Here is a 14,583-nt window from a genome sequence, read left to right on the forward strand (position 1 = left end):
CGACGACCGTTCAGGGCAGGCGGTTCGCCGCCGCGAGGTTCTCGCGCAGCTCGGCGGCCGTCTGGCGCACCACATAGGCGGGACGGTCCCGCTCTACGCGCCAGGATTCGCTGAGCGGGCTCACGTCGACCGCGTCGAAGCCGAGCTCGTCGTACAGACGCACGGCGAACTCGACCGCCTCGGGGAAGTCGCTCGAGACGGCGAGCGCGCGACGGTTCGGGGAGCCCGCAGGAGCGGTGTCGGTGGTGATGTCACCGAAGGGGATGTGGTTGAAGGCCTTGACGACCTTCGAGGTGGGCAGGTGCTCCTGGAGCATCTGCGAGGTGGTCGTCTCGCCCTGGTCCAGGTCATCGATGCGGCCGTCGCGCTCGTAGTAGTAGTTGTTCGTGTCCAGCACGATCTTCCCCGCGAGCGGCTCGACCGGGATGCTGTCGAGGGCGTGCAGCGGCACCGTCACCACCACGACCTCCCCCGCCGTCCCGGCGTCCTCTGCGGTCGCGGCACGAGCCTTCGGGCCCAGCTCCGCGACGAGATCGGTGAGCGTCTCGGGTCCGCGCGAGTTCGCGATCACCACGTCGTATCCCGCGGCGATCACCGCCCGTGCGACCTGGCTGCCGATGTGTCCTGCCCCGATGATGCCGATGGTGTTCGGAGTTGTCATGGCAGGTGCAACGCGGGCGGGGGTGTTCTGCTTCCCGGCGTGATCCCTGCCCCAGGGCCGGCGGCGCTCTCCCTGCCCGCCGGTGCGCAGACGTACCGTGTCGGAGGCAGTTCCCCGCCTCCCGATCCCCGCTCGCGACCCGTCCAGGGCGCGCGCACAGACCACCACCGGAGCATTCCCCACGATGAGCACGTCTGCGCGACCCGCGACCGTCCCCGACACCGCCCGCCGGGCACCGGGGCTGAAGGCGCGGCACATCCACTTCATCGCGCTCGGCTCCGCGATCGGCACCGGACTGTTCTACGGCTCCGCCGGGGCGATCCAGGCGGCCGGGCCGTCGGTCCTGCTGGTCTATCTGCTGGGCGGCGCGGTCGTGTACTTCATGCTGCGGGCACTCGGCGAGATGGCGGTGCGGATGCCGATCTCGGGCTCGTTCGCCGAGTACACCCGGCGGTTCCTGGGCGGCTGGGCCGGGTACATCACCGGCTGGATGTTCGCGTTCGAGATGCTCATCGTGTGCCTGGCCGACCTCACCGCGATCGCGATCTACATGCGGTTCTGGTTCCCCGACACCGCGCAGTGGATCTGGGTGGCCCTCACGCTGCTGATCGTGGGCGCGGCGAACCTCGCCAGCGTGCGCTGGTTCGGGGAGCTCGAGTTCGTGTTCACGATCATCAAGGTCACTGCCGTGATCGCGATGATCGTGGGCGGCGCCGCGATCCTCGTGTTCGGTCTCGGCGACGCGGGCACCGCCACGGGGCTGGCGAACCTCACGGCCGACGGCGGCTTCTTCCCGCACGGCGCCGGCGGCATGATCTCCGCGTTCATCCTGGTGCTGTTCGCCTTCGGCGGCACCGAGATCATCGGTGTGGCGGGCACCGAGGCGGAGGACCCGGGCACCGCGATCCCCAAGGCCGTCAACACGGTGCCCGTGCGGATCCTGCTGTTCTACGTGCTCGCGATCGGGGTGATCCTGCTGCTGAACCCCTGGCGCGAGATCACCGGCGAGGAGTCGCCGTTCGTGCAGATCTTCGACACCCTCGGGGTGAACTGGGCGGCCGCGCTGCTGAACGTCGTGGTGCTCACCGCGGCGCTGTCCGCGATCAACGCCGACCTGTTCGGGGCCGGCCGCGTGGTCGCGGGGATGGCCCGCGAACGGCTGGCCCCGCGCGCCATGGCCCGCACGATGCGGGGCGTGCCCGTGGTCACGACCGTCGCCCTGCTCGGGGTGCTGGTGGTGGGCGTGCTGCTGAACTATGCGCTGCCGGAAGAGGTCTTCACGATCGTCGCCTCCCTGGCCACCTTCGCCACGATCTTCGTGTGGCTGATGATCCTGCTCGCACAGGTCGCCTCCCGGCGCGGCATGTCCCGCCAGGAGCGCGCCGAGCTCGCCTTCCCGGTGCCGCTGTGGCCGTTCGGGCAGCTCTTCGCGATCGCCTTCATCGTGTTCACGTTCGGGATCATGGTGTGGCAGCCCGCGTATCACACGGCGCTCGGGGTGGGCGCAGGATTCCTCGTCGTGATGACGCTGCTCTATGCCGTGACCGGCCGCCATCGGGCGGGCCGGGTCTGAGCCGGGGCCGGCCGACGGGCGCCCGAAAGCGCTCCGCGGGAGGGCCGACGGTGAGTGCGCCTGTCAGCGCCGCGCCGTTCCGTCGTCGCTGGCCGCCTCGGCCGACTGCTCGGTGACGGCGAGACTGCCCAGGAGCCTCAGCCGCTCCTCGGAGGGAGTGCCGGGCTCCGCCGTGTAGGCGAACATGAACCATTCGGGGTTCGCCGGCAGGTCCATCGCCTCGTAGCTGAGCTCGAGGTCCCCGACCACCGGATGATGGAGCCGCTTCACTCCGCCGCGATGATGGCGCACGTCGTGCACCGACCAGCGCTGCCGGAAGGCGTCGCTGCGGGTCACGAGCTCGCCGATCAGGTCCGTCAAGCCCTTGTCCAGGGGGTTCTGCCCGGCATAGGTGCGCATCGTCGCCACGATGCTGTCCGCGTTCTCCTCCCACTCCAGGAAGAAGGTGCGCGCCGCGGGGTCGAGGAACGTGAACCGTGCCGTGTTCGCCCGGCCCGTCGGGTCCTCGAACAGCGGTGCATACAAGGCCCGCCCCAGCGGATTGGCGGCCACGAAGTCCATCCGTCGGTCCCGGACCCACACCGGAGCACCGGTGACCGCATCGAGGAAGCGCTGGAACGCCGGGGGCACACCGCGCGCACTGGGCTTCCTGCGCTTGCGGACAGGGCGCGGGCCAGCGGTGCGCGCCAGGTCCGCCAGATGATCGATCTCGGCCTCATCGAGCCTGAGGGCGTGGGCGATCGACTCCAGCACCTCGGTGGACACCCCGGCCAGCTCACCGCGCTCCATCCGCGCGTAGTACTCGACGCTCACGCCGGCGAGCAACGCCACCTCCTCCCGGCGCAGGCCGGGCACGCGACGCCGGGAGCCGCCGATGATGCCTGCCTGCTCCGGCGTGATCCGGTCCCTGCGGGTGCGCAGGAACTCCGACACCTCTGCTCGATGGTCCATGCACCCCACGGTAGGGCTGCCGTGACGCGGCAAGGAGGAACTGCCAGTACACGGATCAGCCGTTCCTCGCACCTCGGCATCCGGAGGACATACGGTGCCACCACCGCCCTGGCGACGCACCGGTCGTCGCAGGGCGCCCGCAGTTGACCACCACACCGCCCGACCCGAGGACCTTCCCGTTGAACCGCTTCCTGGTGCCGACCTCCGCGTTGATGTGGGGACTGCAGATCGCCTTCCTCAGCCCTTCGCTCGCGCTGATCCTCTCCACCCTCTACGGCGCGACCACGGCAGAGATCGGCTGGGTGCTGGCGATCTACAACGTCAGTGGCTTCATCGCCTCCCTCGTCGTGCCCGCCTGGGCGGATCGTCACCTGGACTATCTGCGGCCGATGCTGCTCAGCGGCGCGCTCACCCTGCTGCTCGTGCTGGTGCTCGCCGTGGTGACCACGCTTCCCCTGGTCACGATCGTCCTGGTGGTGGTCGGCGGCCCGGCCGGTGTCGGCATCTCCATGCTGTTCGCGCACCTGCGCCATGCCGGTGCGCGGCCCTCCCAGATCGTCGACACCCGCGCGATCGTCTCGGTCGCGTGGGTCGCCGGCCCACCGATGGCGACGCTGATCATCGGCTGGTTCGGACCCCGCGCAATCCTCCTCGCGATCGGCCTCGTGGCCCTGGCCAACATCGCCACCACGATGCTCATGATCCGCGGTCACCGCGCCGCGCTCTCGGCCGACGACCCCTCGACGCCCGCACCGGCCGACGAGGAGCTGCCGCTCGGGAAGATCGGGGTCGTGCTCGTCACCGCGGCGTTCGTGCTGCTGCAGGCGACGAACGCGACCAGCATGTCGTTCCTCGCCGTGTACGTGCCGCAGACCGTAGGGATCGACGTGGTGTGGGCGGGGGTCGCTCTCGGTGTCGCCGCCGGTCTCGAGGTGCCGGCGCTGATGATCGTCGGCCGGCTCACCGAGCGGTACTCGAGCCTGGGCCTCATCGTCACCAGCTGCCTCGCCGGGATCGTCTACTACCTGGGTGTCGCCGCCGTGACGGGGCCGTTCCTCCTGATCGCGCTGCAGGTGCTCAACGCCTGGTGCTTCGCGGGCATCGGGGGGGTGGGGCTCACGCTGTTCCAGCAGATGATCCCGCGGCCCGGTCTGTCCACCGGGCTGTACATGAACACCCGACGCGTCGGCGCGGTCCTCTCCGGGCCGCTGATCGTGCTCGGCGGTGCGACCGTCCTCGGCCAGCGCGCGACCTTCTTCGCGTGCGCCCTGCTCACCCTGGTGGGCCTGCTGATCATCGGCGCGGCGGGCCGGCACAGCACCTCACGCGCTCCCGCGGAGTCTGCCGCACCGGCCCGGTGAGGACCCCGCTGCCGTCGGCTCGTCAGATCGTCGCGACCGACCCCGCATCGACCCGGTAGTTCGAGCCGGTGACGAACGAGGCCCGGTCCGAGCACAGGAAGGCGACCACCGCGGCGACCTCCTCGGGCTCGCCCCGGCGCTTGAGCGCGAGATGGGGCCGCTGCTCCTCGAGGAAGGAACGGATCGCCTCATCGCGGTCGACGCCGAGCTCCGCAGAGCGCTTGTCCATCATCGCGTCGGTCATCGGGGTGTGGATGAAGGCCGGGGAGACCGCGTTGACCAGCAGACCCTCCCGCGCATAGGTGCGCGAGAGACCCTTGGACAGCGCGAGCAGACCGGCCTTGGAGGCGCAGTAGGGCAGTTCGTCGTCGTAGGGCTGCACGGCGTCCTCCGACGTGAGGAACACCAGGCGGCCCCAGCCGCCCCGACGCAGCGCCGGCAGGAACTGCTGGGTGACGCGCACGGCGCCGAGCAGGTCCGTGGTGAGGGTGTCCACCCAGCCCTGGTCGTCGATCTCGTGGAACAGCCCCTGCGCCCCGGTGACCCCGGCGGCGTGGACGAGGATGTCGATGTCGCCGATGGCCCCCTGCACCGCCGCGTCCAGCGCGCTGATCTCCTCGAGGCTGGTGACGTCGGCGGCGTGGTGCAGCACCTGGCCCTCCGGTGCCTCGAGAGCCTCCGCGGCCCGGGCGAGTTCGCCGGGGTCGCGGTCGGTGAGGAACACCGTGACGCCTTCGCGCACGAGCTCCTGGGCGGTGTGCCAGCCGATGCCGGAGTCCGCTCCGGTGATCAGTGCCTTCTTGCCGGTGATGTTCAGATCCATGGTCAGCCGATGCTCCCTCGCAGCAGGTCCCGGTCCGTGATCGCGTCGGCGATCACCGTGCGTGCGGCGTCCCGTGCCCCGTCGATCTGCCACATCAGCACGCCGACGGGTCGCCCGTGGTCGTCGAGGTAGTAGACGACGCTGTGGGCGGTGTCGTGGTGCACCTCGAGGGTCTCCAGGGAGGGATCCAGGGTGCCCACCGCTTCCCAGCGCACCCCGTAGACCATCGAGTAGAAGTAGGGGGTGTGCTCGTAGGTGGCATCGGACCCGGTCATCGATCGCCCCGCGGCCGCGCCGGATTCGCGCGCGTGGTCGACGTGCTCGATCCGGGTGACGCCCAGGATCGCGTCGGGGTACTCGATGATGTCGCCGGCCGCCCAGATCGACGGGTCGGAGGTGCGCAGGTGCTCGTCGACCACGACCCCCTCGGAGACCTTCAGCCCGGCCTGGCGGGCCAGGTCGAGACGGGGTTCGGCACCCAGGCCGACCACCACGATGTCGCCGCCGACGGCGGTGCCGTCGTCGAGCGTCACGCCGACGTCCGCGTCGTCCTGCACGGTGAGCGCCTCCGCACGTCGACCGGGGCGCAGCTCGACGCCGTGGTCGGTGAACAGCTTCTGGTAGCGCTCGGCGATGCTCGGCGGGAACTGCGAGGCGCCGAGCACGTCATCGGGGAAGACGAGGGTGACGTGGGCGCCGTTGAGCGAGAGCGACGCGGCGACCTCGGCACCGATGTATCCGCCGCCGACGACCACCGCGCGGGCCCCGTCGGTCATCAGGTGACGCAGGGTGCGGTAGTCGGCGAAGCTGCGGAAGTGGATGATGCGCTCGTCCTCCGGGCCGTCGAGCCGGCGCGGTTCCGAGCCGGTGGCCAGCAGCAGCTTCCCGTAGTCGATCCGCTCACCGCCCTCGAGCTCGACCTGCTTCGCTGGCGGGTCGATCGCGGTCACCACGGTGCGCACGCGCAGGTCGGCGCCGGTGTCCTCGGCCGTGTTCAGCGGGACGGAGTCCTCACCGAAGTCCGGGTCGATCCACAGCTTCTTGGTCAGGGCGGGCCGGGTGTAGGGAGCGTCCTCGTCGGAGCTCACGATGCCGATGGTGCCCACTGCATCGTGCTCGCGAAGCGCCCGGGCGGCGTCGTCCGCCACCTGGCCTCCGCCGATGATCAGATAGTCGTACGAGGTCATCTCAGAGATCTCCTTCGTCGCGGCGTCGCTGTGCCCCGAGTAGACACGTTCGGCGCGCGAACTTCGACCCTTGAGCGGGAAATCGACCGTTCGGTCTCACTCTGCCGTCGCGCATCGAGCGCTCGGGCACGAGGAGCACCCCGATCACCTGCTCACCGGCTGCGGCGCGAGCGCGGACCGGCAGGTCAGCCGAGCCTGGTGGTCTCTGCGCAGCCCGTCCGACCGCCCGGACCGCACCCGTGACGTCGGCATGGGGGTGACGTACCGTCGGGGCCACGCGGCTCGTCCCGCACGGGCGATCACCCGCCGCTGCGCGAGAGGAAGGCATCCCATGGACCACATCCGTCTTGGCCACTCCGGTCTCTACGTCTCCCGTCTGGCCCTGGGGACGATCCCCTTCGGGTCCGGGGGCGGTTTCGAGAAGATCGCCGGACTCTCGGTGGATGAGGCTCGTCGGCAGCTCGACGAGGCCCTCTCCTGCGGCGTGAACTTCCTCGACACGGCGAACATCTACTCGGCCGGCGACTCCGAGCGCGTCCTGGGCGAGGCTCTGGGGACGCGCCGCGACGACATCATCCTCACGTCGAAAGCCCGCACCTCCACGGGCGAGGGCCCGAATGACTCCGGCGCGAGCAGGTACCACGTGACCCGCGCGGTCGAGGACAGCCTGCAGCGGCTGGGCACCGACCACCTCGACCTGCTGTACATGCACCAGTGGGACGGTCAGACCCCGATCCTCGAGACCATCCAGACCGCCACCGATCTGATCCGCGCCGGCAAGGTCCGCTACTGGGGCGTGTCCAACTACAGCGCCTGGCAGCTCACCAAGACGGTCTACGAGGCGCGGCAGGCCGGTCTCGAGGCCCCCGTCGCGCAGCAGGTTTACTACACGCCCGAGGCGCGGGAGATCGAGTACGAGATCATCCCGGCCGCCCGCGACCTGGGCGTCGCCACGTTCGGCTGGAGCCCGCTGGGCGAGGGACTGCTGAACGGCAAGGTGCGCCGAGGCAAGGAGACCCCCTCCGATACGCGGCAGGGCGCCGGCTGGCCCGAGCCGCACGTGACGGACTGGGACCGCGCCTACGACCTGATCGAGCTGTTCGACGAGATCGCCGGTGACCTGGGGTGGACGATCCCCCAGGTGGTCATCTCGTGGATCCTCGATCGCCCCGGGGTGGACGGCACCGTGATCGCGGCGCGGTCCTTCGAGCATTTCCAGGAGGATCTCGCCGCCGCCGACCTCACGCTCCCCCAGGAGGCCCGGGACCGGATCACCCTGGCCTCGCAGCAACCGGCCTACTACCCGCTGTGGCATCGCCTGCTCAACGGTCAGGACCGCCCCGAGCCGGCCGAGACCGAGTTCTACCGGGAGCACCAACGCGCGCTGGATGCTCGCCAGGATGGGTGACACCGGGGCACCGAGAGGCATGCCGCCTGCCTACGGGGAACTTTGCAGGACCTCACCCGGGGCCGTCGTCAGCGAGGGAGAAGGATCTGGACGAAAGAGCAGCCTCGACATGGTCGGTACGACAGATTCGCGACTCATCATCATCCGCGGCAACTCCGGCAGCGGGAAGACCCTGCTAGCCCACGCGATTCGAGAGGCGCGGCCCCGAGGCATCGCCATCATCAGCCACGATGTCCTGCGCCGGGAGATCCTCCACGTGCGCGACCATCCCGAGTCCCTGAGCGTCGGGTACATCGACCTATCGGCACGGTTCGCGCTGAACCATGGCCTGCACGTGGTCGTCGAGGGGATCCTGCACTCCGAGTCCTACGGTGAGATGCTCACGCGCCTCGTGGAAGACCATGCCGGCGTGAGCCGCTGCTACCGCTATCACCTCGACCTGGCCGAGACCCTGCGTCGTCACCGCACCAAGAGCCTGGCCTCCGAGGTGAGCGAGGAGCAGGTGAGCTCCTGGCACCGACCCTTCGATCCGGTTACAACATTGCCGGAGATCGTCTTCGACGCCACTGTCTCCGCCGAGAGCGCTCTGGACGCGGTCCTGTCGGACGTGGGCTGGGAGCGAAGGAAGACATCCCTGCCCTAACGCCCATGCCGCTGTGAACACATCTGGGCACGTGCACCGCTCAGGGGCACATCGGATCGGAACGCCCGACGAGGGGCGCCCTGCGGGCCGCCCCTCGTCGTCACGCAGGCGCTCTCGGCGCCTATCGGCTCGTCGTCAGAAGCCGCCCTGGCCCTGGCCGGAGTCGGAGCCGCCGACGCCGCCCTGACCACCCTGGCCGCCGCCCTGATCCTGGTTCTGGCCGGCACCGCCGAAGCCACCACCCTGACCCTGATCGCGCTCCTGACCGGAGTCGACACCGCCGAAGCCGCCCTGTCCCTGCTGGGAGGACCCGCCCTGGCTGTCACTCTGGCCTTGCCCTCGGCCCTGCTGGTTCTGGTCCTGGCCGCCACCCTGGCTCTGCTGGCCCTGGCCGGCGTCCGCGCCGCCGATACCGCCCTGACCACCTTGGCCGCCGCCCTGGTCCTGGTTCTGGCCGGCGCCGCCGAAGCCACCGCCCTGGCCCTGGTCGCGCTCCTGGCCGGAATCGGCACCGCCGAAGCCGCCCTGGCCCCCCTGGCTCTGGCTCTGCTGGCTCTGCTGGCTCTGCTGGTCCTGGCCGCCGCCGAAGCCGCCGCCCTGCTGCCCCTCGTCCTGAGCGCCGAACTGTCCGGAGTTGTTCTGTTCAGTCATGACGGAACTCCCATCGTGTCCGTCGGCCGCACGCCGACCGAGCAATCTGCCCGTGACCGAAACGTTATGCGCGGTGTCGGGCAGATCACAAGTGCGCAGGTCGGCTCGGCGAGCCACTCCCGACAAGTCGCTCCAGTGGACCTCGCGAATCTGTGACCTGCAGAGAGACCTCTCTGACGGCTGGCTATCGGTTCGACCGCGCCGTGCCGCTGCCGTCCGGGCGCTCCGTGAACAGTGCGTGAACTTCTCGTCCGCGGCGACACTCCCGATACGGCGTGCGGTCAATGCGCTCCCCCGACGGAGGTGTCGATGCGCCGCGTCAGGCCCGCCGAAGCCCTGGAAACTCCGGTGCGGCCGTAGCAGGCCGGACCTACCATGACCGGATGACCTCTCCGGACGCCCCGAACTCCCTGGTCATCGCGCGCGCCGTCGAGGCGGATCACGAGCTGCTGGCGCGCCTGCTCCAGCTCAACCTCTACGACTTCTCCGACCATGCGGGGTACGACGTCGACGAGCGCGGCGAGTTCCACTACGCCTGGCTGGAGGAGTACTGGCGCGCCTCGGACCGCCACGCCTTCCTGATTCGCGTGGGCGGCCACCCCGCGGGCTTCGCGCTGGTCCGCAGCGGGAACCCGTCACGCATGGCGGAGTTCTTCGTGCTGCGAAAGCACCGTCGGACCGGCGTGGGAACCCAGGCGGCGCGCACGATCCTCGAGGCGTTCCCGGGACCCTGGTCGATCACCCAGCTCGCCACCAACACGCCCGCGACACGATTCTGGCGGCGCGCGATCCCCGTGCACTTCGACGAGGTCGTGCACCCGGACGGACACATCGAGCAGACCTTCACCATCGCGCCCCCGGTGCGCGCATGATGCCGTCCGAGGAGTTCCGCGCCCGGCTGCTCGCGCAGGACGACGCCGCCTGCCGTCCCTGGCTGGATTCCGTCGCTGAGATCTGCTCCGACGTCGCCCGGCTCTGGCAGCTCGAGCCGGCGGGACCACCGTCCTTCGGCGGCGCCGGCATCGTCCTTCCCGTGACACTGTCCGACGGTCGTCCCGCCGCTCTGAAGCTGGTCTCCCCGATCGCGGATGCCGGTGCCGAGCACCGAGCACTCTCCGTGCTCGCCGGCCACGGCGCCGTGGAGGTCTACGACGCGGACCTCGCGCGCAGCGCGCTGCTCCTCGAATTCGTCCCCGGGCCAACTCTCGCGGGAGCGAGCACACGCATGGATTCCCTGAGGGCAGCCTCCGTCGCGGGACACGTCGCTCGTACTCTCGCTGACTCCCCGGCGCCGCGTGACGCGCCCCAGCTCGCCGATGGAGCAGGGCGCTGGCTCACGCAGCTCGAGGCGCAGCACGAAGCGGCTCGTCAGGACGGCGATGCCGTGGACCAGGAGACCTTCACCGCCGCCGCCCACGCCGTGGAGCGGCTGGGTCGCGTTCGATCCGAGTTGCTCACCCATGGCGATCTCAGCTTCGAGAACATCATGTGCCGCTCCGACGGCACGTGGATCGCCATCGATCCCGGCTTCCTCTCCGGACCTGTCGAAAACGAAGCGCACACCATCCTGCGGAGTCTGCTGCCATGGATCGTGGAGTCCTCGGACCCGGTCTCAGCGATGGCTGAGGCAGTTCAGGCATTCTGCACGGCTGCGGGAGCCGACCTTGCGGTCGCCCTCGACATCTCCTTCGCGCGGTTCGTCGCCTCCTTCTACTGGGAAGCGCAGCACCAGGGTGACCCCGTGAACATCGAGCGACTGCGCAGGGCAACTCGCTGCGCCGACGCGCTACGTCGGGAGAATCCGAGCGCCCGCTGATCCTCAGCAGCGGCTCACGAGGCGCAGTCGATGCAGGTCGTGGCCTCAGGACGGGCTGCCAGCCGGGCCGGGGCGATCGGGGCTCCGCAGCGTCGGCAGCTCCCGTCCTCGCCCCGTCCCAGGCGACCCTCCGCCTCGTCGATCCCGGCGAGCGCCTCGGTCCGCGCGAGCCGCAGCCCTTCCAGGCGAGACCACTGCTCCGACAGCGGCACCCCGTCGGGGTCGTGCTCGTCGTCGTCCGACGCACCCTCGCGGGTACGGCGCAGCGCTGCGAGCTCCCGCTCGACCTCGTCCAGCTGCGCCTGCACCTCGCGGCGGCGCGAGGCGAGCTGGGCGGCCCGACCCCGGGTCGCGTCGGACTTCTGCGAAGGATCCTCCATGGAGACAGTGTGCTCCGAGAGTCCGACGCCGCTCTCGCGCCCGTCAGGGTTGGCGCGATCTGTACGGCCGGTGTCCGCGCTGCCGCTGGCGCCGGGGCAGGTGCTGCGGTGGAGTGGCGTCATGACAGAGAATCGAACAGCCACCGACCGCCGCGGCGGAGACGGCAGTGCGGGAGACGCCGACTACGGAACCATCGGATCCGGCTACTCCCGGTACCGTCGGCCCGAGCCCGCCTTCGTCGACGCCATCCACGCATCCCTCGACGGCGCGCGGAACCTGCTCAACGTCGGGGCGGGCGCCGGCTCCTACGAACCGGATCACCTCGAGGTGACAGCGGTCGAGCCCAGCGCCGCCATGCGCGCGCAGCGTCCTGCCGGGGCAGTTCCCGCGGTGGACGCCGTCGCGGAGGATCTGCCGTTCGGCGACTGCACTTTCGACGCGGCGCTGGCGTCGTTCACCGTGCACCAGTGGCGGGACCTGCGCAGCGGGCTCCGCGAGGTGCGACGGGTGACCCGCGGCCCGGTCGTGGTCCTCACCTGCGATCCGACCGCTCTGGAACGCTCGTGGCTCCACGAGTACGCGCCCGAGGTGATCGCGACCGAGGCAAGCCGCTATCCCTCGATCTCCGATGTGCGGTCCGGGCTCGGCGGAACGGTGACGGTCGAGCAGCTCCCGATCCCGCTGGCCTGCGTCGACGGGTTCTCCGAGGCCTACTACGGCCGGCCCGAAGCGCTCCTGGATCCCGGCGCGCGCCGCGCGAACTCGGCGTGGAGCTTCATGGGCTCGGACATCGAGGAGCGCTTCGTGAGGACGCTCCAGGCAGATCTCGCGTCGGGGGCGTGGGATGACCATTATGGGCATCTACGTACCCAGCCGACGTTCGATGGCTCCCTCCGGCTCGTCGTGGGGCAACGGTGACGGGTAGCCGTCTCCTGCGACACGGGCGAGTGCTCTGGCCGGCAGCCGCATGGTTCTGGGCCCTCCAGTTCGCAGTTCTCAACCCCCTCCTCGCGGTTCTCCTCGTCACGCTCTATGGTGCAACGCCGTCACAGGTCGGCTGGGTGCTGGGCCTCTACAACCTCGGCGGTTTCATCGCCTCACTGGTCATCCCGACATTGGCCGACAGGTCGGGCGACTACCTTCGCCCGCTCGTATTCTGTGCACTCGGCGGGGTTGGCCTGGTCGTGGTCCTCGCGGTGACGACGTCGTTGCCAATCGCGGTGATCGCACTCATGGTTCTCGGCGGCCCGACCGGGGTGGGATCGACTCTGCTCTTCGCGCAGCTGCGGCACGAGGGCGCACCGCCCGCTCAGGTCATCCGCACCCGCGCGATCGTCTCGTTCGCCTGGGTGATTGGCCCACCGCTCGCGACCCTGATCGCGGGCGCATCCGGAACACCTGCCGTGCTGCTGCTTCTTGCCGGGATCAGCCTGGTCAACGTTGTCACGGCGCTGCTACTCCTGCGCCGACGCACCCCGAACCTCAGGCAGGACGACACGCCTCGTCCGAGCCTGCTCAAGCAATTACGCGGATGGTCCCGTTGGGCAGCCGTCACGGCCTTCATCCTCCTGCAGGCGTCGAACATCGCCACCGTCACGGTAGCGACGCTGTTCGTCACTCATGACCTACACGCCCCAATCATCTGGGCGGGCGTCGTCCTCGGGGCCGCCGCCTTCTTGGAAGTCCCCGCGCTGATGATCATCGGCCGCCTCCACGAACGAACCCGGGCCCGAAGACTCCTTGGTACCGGTTGGGCCGCTGGAGTCCTCTACTACGGGCTCGCTACGCTTGTTCACGAGCCGTGGCAGCTGCTGGCCCTGCAGCCGCTGAACGCCTGGTTCTTTGCCGTGGTCGCGGGCGTCGGCCTGACCGTCTTTCAGGACGTCTTCCCCAGCCCGGGACTGGCGTCGGGACTGTTCACGAACACGCGCCGAGTGGGCGCCGTCCTGGCGGGTCTACTCATCGCCGCGCTCGGAGTCCTTCCGGATCCGTATCGTGCCGTGTACGGAGCCGCTGCCGTCATCGTCCTGCTTGTCATCGTCGGGGGCGTTCTCATCATGGTTGCGCAGACCCGTTCCCGGGAGTCGCTCGATGCGCGCTAGATTCACGCCCATGAATGCCGTTCGAGACCACCGCGTAGCAGTGCTCGTCCTCGAAGGAGCAAAGGCGCTCGACGTCGGAATCGCGGCGCACGTCTTCGCGAAACGGCCGAGCATGCCCTACGAAGTACGGGTCTGCGGCGAACAGGTCGGCACGGTCGACGGATGGAACGGACTGGCCTACGCCGTCAGCCATGACCTCGAGGTCCTCGCATGGGCAGACACCGTCCTCGTGCCCGGCTACCGGAACCCAGCCGACACCACCACCCCACCCACGGTGATCACCGCCCTCCAAGCAGCACACGACCGCGGCACCCGGATCGCAGCCATCTCCACCGGCGCATTCACCCTCGCCGCCGCAGGGCTGCTCGATGACCACCGCGCCACCACGCACTGGCACTACACGCACGTCCTCCACGAGCGCTACCCGAAGATCGACGTGGACGAGAACGTGCTCTTCGTCGACGCCGGTCAGGTCCTCACCAGCGCCGGCGCGGCAAGCGGTATCGACCTCTGCCTGCACCTCATCAGGCGAGACCACGGCGTCGCACTCGCGAACCACGTCGCACGACGACTCGTCAGCGCCCCCTACCGCAGCGGCGGCCAGGCGCAGTACGTGCCCCGCAGCATCCCCGAACCTCTCGGCGACGTCTTCGCGGCCACCCGTGCCTGGGCTCTCGAACATCTCCGGGAGGATCTCTCGCTGGCCGCGCTCGCGCAGCAGGCCAACGTCTCGCCCCGCACCTTCTCCCGACGCTTCACCGCGGATACGGGGATCACCCCGATGCAGTGGGTGCTCCGCGCCCGCATCGACCACGCTCGCGAGCTCCTCGAACGGACCGACCTCACCGTCACCCAGGTGGCGGAGGCGTCCGGACTGGGCTCCGACACCAACCTCCGTCGACACTTCGGCGCCATCATCGGCACCTCCCCCACGGCCTATCGGGACGCCTTCCAGGAAGGGGCGCATCCGTGATCAGGCGTCCGGCCGGGGGAGAGGTGCAACGCTCACCGCGCTGACGGGCAGGG

Annotated in this window: 15 protein-coding genes; 9 read left to right on the forward strand and 6 right to left on the reverse strand. The window is 69.9% G+C overall.

The genetic code is table 11. From position 1 onward, the window contains the following. Nucleotides 1-10: 10 nt before the first annotated feature. A complete protein-coding gene (locus tag ABD093_RS13335) occupies nt 11-751 on the reverse strand; it encodes an NADPH-dependent F420 reductase (protein ID WP_377802372.1) in 741 nt (246 codons plus the stop codon). A gap of 94 nt (nt 752-845) precedes the next feature. On the opposite strand from ABD093_RS13335, the gene ABD093_RS13340 reads away from it, so the two are divergent. Further along, nucleotides 846-2,234: an amino acid permease gene (locus tag ABD093_RS13340; RefSeq protein WP_343925100.1), complete on the forward strand. Its 1,389-nt coding sequence runs from the start codon at nt 846-848 to the stop codon at nt 2,232-2,234. Nucleotides 2,235-2,297: 63 nt separating this feature from the next. Here ABD093_RS13340 and ABD093_RS13345 read toward each other — a convergent pair whose 3' ends face one another. After that, nucleotides 2,298-3,185, reverse strand: coding sequence for a helix-turn-helix domain-containing protein (locus ABD093_RS13345; protein WP_114328672.1), 888 nt, complete (start codon nt 3,183-3,185; stop codon nt 2,298-2,300). 143 nt (nt 3,186-3,328) lie between these two features. On the opposite strand from ABD093_RS13345, the gene ABD093_RS13350 reads away from it, so the two are divergent. Continuing rightward, entirely contained in the window at nt 3,329-4,546 is a 1,218-nt protein-coding gene (locus ABD093_RS13350; RefSeq protein WP_241963906.1) for an MFS transporter, read from the forward strand. Between the two features lie 22 nt (nt 4,547-4,568). Here ABD093_RS13350 and ABD093_RS13355 read toward each other — a convergent pair whose 3' ends face one another. Both ABD093_RS13355 and ABD093_RS13360 read right to left on the reverse strand, forming a co-directional pair. After that, a complete protein-coding gene (locus ABD093_RS13355; protein WP_343925102.1) occupies nt 4,569-5,369 on the reverse strand; it encodes an SDR family NAD(P)-dependent oxidoreductase in 801 nt (266 codons plus the stop codon). 2 nt (nt 5,370-5,371) lie between these two features. Further along, entirely contained in the window at nt 5,372-6,556 is a 1,185-nt protein-coding gene (locus ABD093_RS13360) for an NAD(P)/FAD-dependent oxidoreductase (RefSeq protein ID WP_343925104.1), read from the reverse strand. Between the two features lie 331 nt (nt 6,557-6,887). Here ABD093_RS13360 and ABD093_RS13365 point away from each other — a divergent pair, with 331 nt between their 5' ends. Together ABD093_RS13365 and ABD093_RS13370 are read left to right on the forward strand one after the other, a co-directional pair. Further along, nucleotides 6,888-7,964 (forward strand): aldo/keto reductase, encoded by a 1,077-nt coding sequence (locus tag ABD093_RS13365; protein ID WP_343925106.1) that lies wholly within the window; start codon nt 6,888-6,890, stop codon nt 7,962-7,964. 109 nt (nt 7,965-8,073) lie between these two features. Further along, complete coding sequence (locus tag ABD093_RS13370) at nt 8,074-8,607, forward strand: AAA family ATPase (protein ID WP_343925107.1); 534 nt, start codon at nt 8,074-8,076, stop codon at nt 8,605-8,607. A 135-nt stretch (nt 8,608-8,742) separates the two neighbouring features. On the opposite strand, the gene ABD093_RS13375 is transcribed toward ABD093_RS13370, so the two are convergent. Then, nucleotides 8,743-9,258, reverse strand: a complete 516-nt coding sequence (locus ABD093_RS13375) for a hypothetical protein (RefSeq protein WP_343925108.1) — start codon at nt 9,256-9,258, stop codon at nt 8,743-8,745. A gap of 383 nt (nt 9,259-9,641) precedes the next feature. On the opposite strand from ABD093_RS13375, the gene ABD093_RS13380 reads away from it, so the two are divergent. Then, nucleotides 9,642-10,130, forward strand: a complete 489-nt coding sequence (locus ABD093_RS13380) for a GNAT family N-acetyltransferase (RefSeq protein ID WP_343925109.1) — start codon at nt 9,642-9,644, stop codon at nt 10,128-10,130. Next, nucleotides 10,127-11,074, forward strand: coding sequence for an aminoglycoside phosphotransferase family protein (locus tag ABD093_RS13385; RefSeq protein ID WP_343925110.1), 948 nt, complete (start codon nt 10,127-10,129; stop codon nt 11,072-11,074). The genes ABD093_RS13380 and ABD093_RS13385 overlap by 4 nt, the downstream gene beginning before the upstream one ends. Nucleotides 11,075-11,088: 14 nt before the next feature. On the opposite strand, the gene ABD093_RS13390 is transcribed toward ABD093_RS13385, so the two are convergent. Beyond that, nucleotides 11,089-11,577, reverse strand: coding sequence for a TraR/DksA family transcriptional regulator (locus ABD093_RS13390; protein ID WP_343925112.1), 489 nt, complete (start codon nt 11,575-11,577; stop codon nt 11,089-11,091). Between ABD093_RS13390 and ABD093_RS13395 the strand changes: the two genes are divergently transcribed. From ABD093_RS13395 to ABD093_RS13405, 3 genes are read left to right on the forward strand one after another with little or no spacing between them, the layout of a single operon-like run. Next, nucleotides 11,576-12,373, forward strand: coding sequence for a class I SAM-dependent methyltransferase (locus tag ABD093_RS13395; RefSeq protein WP_343925114.1), 798 nt, complete (start codon nt 11,576-11,578; stop codon nt 12,371-12,373). The genes ABD093_RS13390 and ABD093_RS13395 overlap by 2 nt on opposite strands. A 29-nt stretch (nt 12,374-12,402) precedes the next feature. Continuing rightward, a complete protein-coding gene (locus tag ABD093_RS13400) occupies nt 12,403-13,557 on the forward strand; it encodes an MFS transporter (protein ID WP_343925116.1) in 1,155 nt (384 codons plus the stop codon). Between the two features lie 10 nt (nt 13,558-13,567). After that, entirely contained in the window at nt 13,568-14,530 is a 963-nt protein-coding gene (locus tag ABD093_RS13405; protein ID WP_343925118.1) for a GlxA family transcriptional regulator, read from the forward strand. The last annotated feature ends 53 nt before the right edge of the window (nt 14,531-14,583 follow it).

This window comes from Brachybacterium tyrofermentans (assembly GCF_039526165.1).
In the GTDB taxonomy this organism is placed as follows: domain Bacteria; phylum Actinomycetota; class Actinomycetes; order Actinomycetales; family Dermabacteraceae; genus Brachybacterium; species Brachybacterium tyrofermentans.

Bases quoted from the DNA above. Each gene is read 5' to 3' on its own strand.
- ABD093_RS13345 (WP_114328672.1), bottom strand. From the start codon at position 3,185: ATGGACCATCGAGCAGAGGTGTCGGAGTTCCTGCGCACCCGCAGGGAC.
- ABD093_RS13340 (WP_343925100.1), top strand. From the start codon at position 846: ATGAGCACGTCTGCGCGACCCGCGACCGTCCCCGACACCGCCCGCCGG.
- ABD093_RS13380 (WP_343925109.1), top strand. From the start codon at position 9,642: ATGACCTCTCCGGACGCCCCGAACTCCCTGGTCATCGCGCGCGCCGTC.
- ABD093_RS13405 (WP_343925118.1), top strand. From the start codon at position 13,568: ATGAATGCCGTTCGAGACCACCGCGTAGCAGTGCTCGTCCTCGAAGGA.
- ABD093_RS13395 (WP_343925114.1), top strand. From the start codon at position 11,576: ATGACAGAGAATCGAACAGCCACCGACCGCCGCGGCGGAGACGGCAGT.
- ABD093_RS13355 (WP_343925102.1), bottom strand. From the start codon at position 5,369: ATGGATCTGAACATCACCGGCAAGAAGGCACTGATCACCGGAGCGGAC.
- ABD093_RS13360 (WP_343925104.1), bottom strand. From the start codon at position 6,556: ATGACCTCGTACGACTATCTGATCATCGGCGGAGGCCAGGTGGCGGAC.
- ABD093_RS13370 (WP_343925107.1), top strand. From the start codon at position 8,074: ATGGTCGGTACGACAGATTCGCGACTCATCATCATCCGCGGCAACTCC.
- ABD093_RS13385 (WP_343925110.1), top strand. From the start codon at position 10,127: ATGATGCCGTCCGAGGAGTTCCGCGCCCGGCTGCTCGCGCAGGACGAC.
- ABD093_RS13390 (WP_343925112.1), bottom strand. From the start codon at position 11,577: ATGACGCCACTCCACCGCAGCACCTGCCCCGGCGCCAGCGGCAGCGCG.
- ABD093_RS13375 (WP_343925108.1), bottom strand. From the start codon at position 9,258: ATGACTGAACAGAACAACTCCGGACAGTTCGGCGCTCAGGACGAGGGG.
- ABD093_RS13365 (WP_343925106.1), top strand. From the start codon at position 6,888: ATGGACCACATCCGTCTTGGCCACTCCGGTCTCTACGTCTCCCGTCTG.